The organism is Sulfitobacter sp. (assembly GCF_041552635.1).
Taxonomy (GTDB): domain Bacteria; phylum Pseudomonadota; class Alphaproteobacteria; order Rhodobacterales; family Rhodobacteraceae; genus Sulfitobacter.
In genome coordinates, this window is the sequence record NZ_JBFEKM010000037.1 from 20,637 (window position 1) to 27,031 (window position 6,395).

The following is a 6,395-nucleotide window of genomic DNA, read 5'->3' on the forward strand; positions in this document are numbered from 1 at the left end:
GCTTCATTTTGCCAGATAAACTCCCGCCGGAGGCTGACCTCATCCCTGATGAGGTCATTTCAGCCAACAGAGGCCCGCGCAAACCCTTCAAAAAAAGCCTCGAACTTGTCGGTTGACCCTTCAGCCGCTTCCAGAACGCAGCGCCCTTCGGGGCCAAGTGCGGGCAAAAGCACCTGCCGCATTCTGGACCAATCCGCAGACCGGAATGCGCCCATGTCAAACAGCCCCTGCGACAAATCCCTCAGCGCGCCTTCGCCCTCTTGTGGGCCGTACAGCACGACCTGACCTGTCGGAACATCCTCTTGGAACACGGGGCGGCCCGACATCTGGGCCAGCCATCCCGTGACAAGATAGGTATGGTAACCATCTACCGACACCTGTTGTGCGGCCTGCCCCAATCGGCAGTCGCGGTGCGCGCCCTGTACAAAGCTCTCCCAAATCAGGTTTGGTCTGGCACCAGCAAACCGTAAGGCCGCGCAGATTTCAGCCAAAAGATCCGCGTTCTGATCCAAAAATGCCAACAGCCCTGCATATTCAAGGCTGGTAATCGTCTCTGGCCCCAAATCAGGGTCCACCCGACCATAGTCAGCAAGGTAAAAGACAATATGCGCAAGTTCATAGGCCGCTTTTTTGTTCGGCAAAGCAAAGGTTTCCGACCGATTGATAAAGTGCCGTAAACGCGTGTCGAGGCTGATATCCCAGTGCGCAGCATTTCGGCGTGACAACAGACGCTCGGCTTCGGCACGTTGCAGATCAGACAGTTCCGCCTGGGCCAGCCCCCGCGATGCAACCCATTGGGAAATGGCTTCACCGTGACCGCCTTCGATACCCAAATCTTCCAAATCAAGGCAGAGTGACAAGAAGAACCTGTAATATTGCGGAAAAAATGCGATCTGCGCCGGCAAGCTTTCGTAAAACTCACAATAAGGTTCCACCGCAGCCACGGGAACTTCGCCTTTGAGGCCCCGCAGAATACCCAGCCATTCAGCGTTTTCCTTTAGCCAGAAAACATCCCCCTGCGCACGCCGTTGATGGGCGAACATGTGGCTCAGGGCGGTTATGCCTTGGCTTTTGGTCTGCCGCAGCGGCAAAAGTTGGATAACATTGGACATGGGGAACTTTCTGCAGAATGCTCTGCGCCCAGCAGGGCACAGAGATTAATTTATTAATTAAACATCAGCAGCTTGTGGTAAAAAGCTCTACCAGATCACCAGTCGCCATTGCTGTACCCGATGGTGCGCAGCTGGTGGTGAATAGGCCAGTTTCGGCCCCGCTAACCATGGACGGGGTGCAGCTGGTGGTAAACAAACCGGTACCCGCGCCGCAGTGCAGGGTCTGGGATTTGGATGGCAGAACTTGTGTATCTCCAACATAGGCAAAAGCGGTCATTTTTTTATCCTTCATGGGTTGAGACTGTTAGCCGAAATGCAAACTAAGGTTGCAACAACTACAACCCTTGCCCGTTTAAGTTGCTTTTCCAATCATTTTTTCCCGGCACGGTGGCGTAGTGGATTTTATCCACATTCACTTGAAACTGCAGGCAACTAGAGTTCGGCAGAAATCAAACTTATCCACAGGTAAAAGAAAAACTTATCCACAACCTTGCTACGCCCGTCCGCGCGGCATGAAACGGCGGTAATGCCGCTGCGGGACCCCGAATCATTCCCCAAACGGCCGCCCGAAGATCGTGCAAACCTGTCCCGCGCCCTTGCCCAAAGCCCCGCTTTGCGCGATAGGTTTGGCAACAAAACAGAGGCAGCCCATGAAAATCGCGACGTTCAACATCAATGGAATAAAGGCGCGGATAGATGCCCTGCCGCAGTGGCTGGACGAAGCGCAACCCGATGTCGCCATCCTGCAAGAGATAAAATCAGTCGATGACGCGTTCCCGCGCGAGATTTTTGAAGACCGTGGGTACAACGTGGAAACCCATGGGCAAAAGTCGTTCAATGGCGTCGCGATCCTGTCGAAACGCCCCCTTGAGGACGTCACACGCGGCCTGCCCGGTGATGATACCGACGAACAAGCCCGCTATATCGAAGCAACGGTCACAGGCGAGAAATCCGCCATTCGCCTGTGTGGCTTGTACTTGCCAAACGGCAACCCTGCCCCCGGACCGAAATTTGACTACAAGTTGGCGTGGATGGCCCGCCTTGAAGACCGCGCACGCGCCCTGCTGGCCGAAGAGACACCATTTTTGATGACAGGTGACTACAATGTCATTCCGCAGGCGGAAGACGCCGCCACCCCCGATGCTTGGCGCGATGATGCATTATTTCGCCCCGAAACGCGCGAGGCCTGGCGCAAACTGTTGGCCCTTGGTTTGACAGAAGCATTCCGCGCGCGGACCCAAGGCCCCGGCCACTATAGTTTTTGGGATTATCAGGCCGGTGCGTGGAACCGCAACAATGGTATCCGCATCGACCACTTTCTGCTGAGCCCTGCGGTTGCCGATATGCTGCGCGATTGCCAAATCGACAAAGAAATACGCGGGCGCGATAAACCGTCAGACCATGTGCCGGTTTGGGTCGATCTAGATTTCTGAGCGCGGGTTTGACACGGCCTGCGGCGACCAGCCGCCTCGACCCCCGGGGTATTTTGGAACTATATCGCATAGCGTAACACTAACCATTTTGCACGCTTAGCCTTTATTTTTGTAGGCAACGGCGTCTATGGTCGCCTGATAGGAACTATAGACTTCAAAGGACGGAAGCATTGGGTCCACCAATCCCTTCCGTTCGATTGTGTTTGTAGAAAACTCCCGCTGTAGTACCGCGTTTTCTATCATTGCAAGACTGCGGAAAGTTAGCCACTTTTCAGTACAGCTCACTGGTGACAGGCGCAGGCTCGGTTCAAAAAGGACTTGAACCTGCCGTCGGATGCGGCGCAGCTTCCGGATCAGCGCCGTAGCTCGGACCTTCGAGAACGGCCCAGTGCAAACGTTGGAGTGAAACGTGACGAATGTCCGGTCTCAGAGAAAATCTGTGATTAACGCGAATTGAGAGGTGCCTTTAGGGTTCGTCTCGTTGACAAAAAACCTGATGACGATCGGCATGGCAATCTGGATGCTGGCAAGAATGCTCTGACTTATCATCCATGGCTCCAAGGCCTTTCGGGGCGTTGATGTGCTACCGGACTTCAACCATCAAAGGCGCGCTGATGGTTGTCAGCGTCGCGGTGGTCAGCAGGATCAGCGCCACCAAGGCAACCTCAAGCACGATGGACCGGCGCAGCCTTTGCGCCGCATCCGGATCTTGCCGCAAAAGGGCGGGCGTCAGGCGCAATTTGTTGAAGGCAGCCAAGCCAATCAGAGCGGTGAAAGCGGCCAGTTTTAGCGCGAACATCTGGCCATAGGCGGTCCCAAGGGCGGCAATCAGATCCTTGGTCAGCAGCCAAAGCGTGACACTGCCCGACACAGCCAAGGCACCGACACCCCAAAGGGCAAGCCGCCCGAAATCATGCGCGACTTTGCCCGCCGCCAGGCCATTCTGGTCGGCAAGGCGATAAAGCGGAGCAAAAGCACCGATCCAAAAGGCAATCGCGACAAGATGGACCGCCAGCAGCAAACCGAGGATGACCCGCGGGTCAGCCAGCGCATGACCGCGAAAGGTAAAGGACATGGCGATGATCAGGGCACCCGTGGTCGCGAGGGCGGGCCCGATACGTCCGGGGATCAGGATTGCAGGCACCAGCGCCAAACCAACCAGTCTGATCGCGATGCTCATGCCCAACGGGCTTTGCGCGACCATAGGCAAGATCATCGGGTCAAACGCCCCCTGCCACGTGCCTCCCATCAAGAAGCTGGCCCGCAGCGGAAGCCGCGCAAGCGACAGCAACGCCGCCGCCACGGCACAGGCCACCGCCAAGCGGATCACCCACGCGCGTTCGCCTTGGGGCAAAGATCGCAGTGCCACGGCAGACAGGATACCGCCAGCCGCCGACAGCGACGTGGCATAGACCAGCGATTTGACCACAATCGCGATCCAAGTCAGCGAATCTGCCTTGGCTAAGGCATCCAACACCCCTGACTACTCGGCAATGTCAAAGCTGAACTGACCCTGCATCGGATGCCCGTCTGCAGCCAGACCGCGCCACTCAACCGTATATTTTCCCGCGCCAAGCGCAGGCGGTGTTGCGCTGAAATCGCTAACGGGCTGCATGTTGTCGGTCCGTGTCAATGCGTGATCTGCGCCCGCATCATCGCGCAAGGTGATGAGGGTCACGCGCAAAGGCATATCGAAATTCATCGTAATCGTATCTGGCGATATCGCCAGAACGGCACCGTCCGCCGGCAAGGTCGCCTGCTCCTTTGAATGCGCGGCAGCCGGTCCGGCGGCCAGCGTCAGAGAGGCAATAAGAGCCGCTGCAAATTGTGTGGCGTATGTCATCATGGTATTCCTTCTTGGGCGTCAGTTGATGCCATTGGCACGTTGCACGGCGCGAACATAGGCGATGATGCCGCTGATGTCTGCTTTTGTCAGCCCCTCAACGGCCGCCATGTTACCGAAAGTCCAATGGTGCGATTGAACACCGTATTCGACTGCCCGTTCAAAGGATATGTCGGCGTGATGGCTTGGCTCATAGATCTTGTGAACCAGCGGCGGGCCCATTTCGGTGCGCCCCGAACCGTTTTCACCGTGGCAAGCCGCGCAATTGGCGGCGAATGCGGTTTGGCCTATCTGTTCTTGGGTAGTGAATGACGACGGCAGACTGACCGTTACGATCGGTGCCCCCGGTGGGGTATCGGTCACGGTCACGGGCTGTGCGGGCCACAGCAACCACGCAGCCCCAAGGGCAACAACGGCCGTGATAATCAGGGCGAGCGTTACGCGCATGTTGATCTCCTCTTTTTATCAAAGGGCCGCTGGCCGAAGCGGGTCTTTCGGCCAGCGGGGCGTTTTTATTCAGGCATCATGGCGCTGACGGCATACATGCCATCATCGCCTTTGATCAGCATCAGAACGATTTCATCGCCTTCCGCGACACCGTCGATTTTCGCGTCGGCGGTCAGAGGCATGTCCATCGTCATCGCGGGCCAGCCGATTTCAGGGATCGGTTCGTGGCTGACATTCACGGTGCCGTCGCCGATGGTATTGACCACGGCTTTGGTATGCACCGCGCCTTCCATTTTTTCATCGGCCATCGCCATGTTGGAATGGTCCATGGTGGAATGGTTTGTTTGCGCCATCGCCATTGGCGCGGCGAGTGTGAGCACACAGATCGTGAGAGATAGAATTTTCATAAGTCGTCCTTTCAGGTTGGGTTTATTCGGCGGGTTGGATTGCTGCCGACACATCATTCGGCTGCAACAAGCTGCGGTTGACCCTTTTCAGGGACAGCCGCTTCCAGATCACGAAGATCGACGGAATGACAAAAAGCGTAAGCAGGGTGGCGGTTGCCATGCCGCCCAGCATCGGGGCGGCAATGCGCTGCATGATTTCGGACCCGGTGCCGGTGCCGTACATGATTGGGATCAACCCCGCAAAGATCGTGGCGACCGTCATCACCTTGGGGCGCACACGCAGCAATGCGCCCTCGAACACGACCTCTTCGACGTCGAGCGGAGTCATCTTGCGGGCCTCGGCAGCGGCGCGCTTGCGGCGTTTCTCCCACGACAGGTTCAGATACAGCAGCATGACGATTGCGGTTTCAACCGCGACACCGGCAAGCGCTATGAACCCCACCAGAACGGCAACCGAGATGTCAAAGCTGAGATACCACAAGAACCAGACGCCGCCCGCCAAGGCGACGGGCAAAGCCGCCAGAATGATGCCGACTTCGATTACGCGGTTGAAGGCCATGAACAACATCAGCGTGATGATCAGCAAGGTTGCCGGAGCCACCAGTTTCAGCCGTTCCTGCATCCGCTGGATATATTCATATTGGCCCGACCATGTGATCGAATAGCCTGCCGGTAACGTAACACCGGCGGCCACAGCAGCGCGGGCCTCTTCGACATAGCCGCCCAGATCACGGCCCGCGATGTCGATGAACACAAACCCCGTGCGCCGCGCATTTTCGGAACGGATCATACCCGGACCGTCTACCACGCTGATCTCGGCCAGGGCCCCCATCGGCACATGCGCACCCGACGGCGTCACCACTGGCAGATCACGCAACCTTTCGGGGCTGTCGCGCCAATCCTGCGGATAGCGCAGGTTAATCGGAAAGCGTTCCAGCCCTTCGACGGATTCCGACACCTGCATGCCCCCGATCGCGGTCTGGACCACGTCCTGAATGTCACGCACGCTCATCATATAGCGCGCGGCCGCATCCCGGTTGGGGTTGATCTCGATAAACCGCCCGCCGATGGGACGCTCTGCATAAGCCGAGGTGGTGCCGTCGATCTGCGATGTGATACGTTCAACCTCGATGCCGATCTTTTCGATCACGCC

General features: G+C 57.3%; 8 protein-coding genes. 1 reads left to right on the forward strand and 7 read right to left on the reverse strand.

Features of this window, described 5'->3' with window-relative positions; all coding sequences use genetic code 11:
- Window positions 1–59: 59 nt before the first annotated feature.
- Window positions 60–1,112 carry a hypothetical protein gene (locus tag ABYT07_RS06395; protein ID WP_372990208.1) on the reverse strand — a complete coding sequence of 351 codons (1,053 nt, stop codon included), beginning with the start codon at window positions 1,110–1,112 and terminating at the stop codon, window positions 60–62.
- 64 nt (window positions 1,113–1,176) lie between these two features.
- Window positions 1,177–1,389 carry a hypothetical protein gene (locus ABYT07_RS06400; RefSeq protein ID WP_372990209.1) on the reverse strand — a complete coding sequence of 71 codons (213 nt, stop codon included), beginning with the start codon at window positions 1,387–1,389 and terminating at the stop codon, window positions 1,177–1,179.
- 373 nt (window positions 1,390–1,762) lie between these two features.
- Here ABYT07_RS06400 and xth point away from each other — a divergent pair, with 373 nt between their 5' ends.
- On the forward strand, window positions 1,763–2,545 hold the full coding sequence (gene xth / locus ABYT07_RS06405; RefSeq protein ID WP_372990210.1) for an exodeoxyribonuclease III: 783 nt from the start codon (window positions 1,763–1,765) through the stop codon (window positions 2,543–2,545).
- Window positions 2,546–3,128: 583 nt separating this feature from the next.
- On the opposite strand, the gene ABYT07_RS06410 is transcribed toward xth, so the two are convergent.
- From ABYT07_RS06410 to ABYT07_RS06430, 5 genes are all read right to left on the reverse strand, one after another.
- The gene (locus tag ABYT07_RS06410) at window positions 3,129–4,022 is read right to left on the reverse strand and encodes a CopD family protein (protein ID WP_372990211.1); all 894 of its coding nucleotides are present in this window, start codon (window positions 4,020–4,022) and stop codon (window positions 3,129–3,131) included.
- Window positions 4,023–4,028: 6 nt separating this feature from the next.
- On the reverse strand, window positions 4,029–4,388 hold the full coding sequence (locus ABYT07_RS06415; RefSeq protein ID WP_372990212.1) for a copper resistance protein CopC: 360 nt from the start codon (window positions 4,386–4,388) through the stop codon (window positions 4,029–4,031).
- 21 nt (window positions 4,389–4,409) lie between these two features.
- Entirely contained in the window at window positions 4,410–4,835 is a 426-nt protein-coding gene (locus ABYT07_RS06420) for a c-type cytochrome (RefSeq protein WP_372990213.1), read from the reverse strand.
- Window positions 4,836–4,900: 65 nt separating this feature from the next.
- Window positions 4,901–5,242, reverse strand: coding sequence for a copper-binding protein (locus ABYT07_RS06425; protein WP_372990214.1), 342 nt, complete (start codon window positions 5,240–5,242; stop codon window positions 4,901–4,903).
- Window positions 5,243–5,264: 22 nt separating this feature from the next.
- On the reverse strand, window positions 5,265–6,395 hold a 1,131-nt coding region (locus tag ABYT07_RS06430; protein ID WP_372990215.1), incomplete at its 5' end, for an efflux RND transporter permease subunit.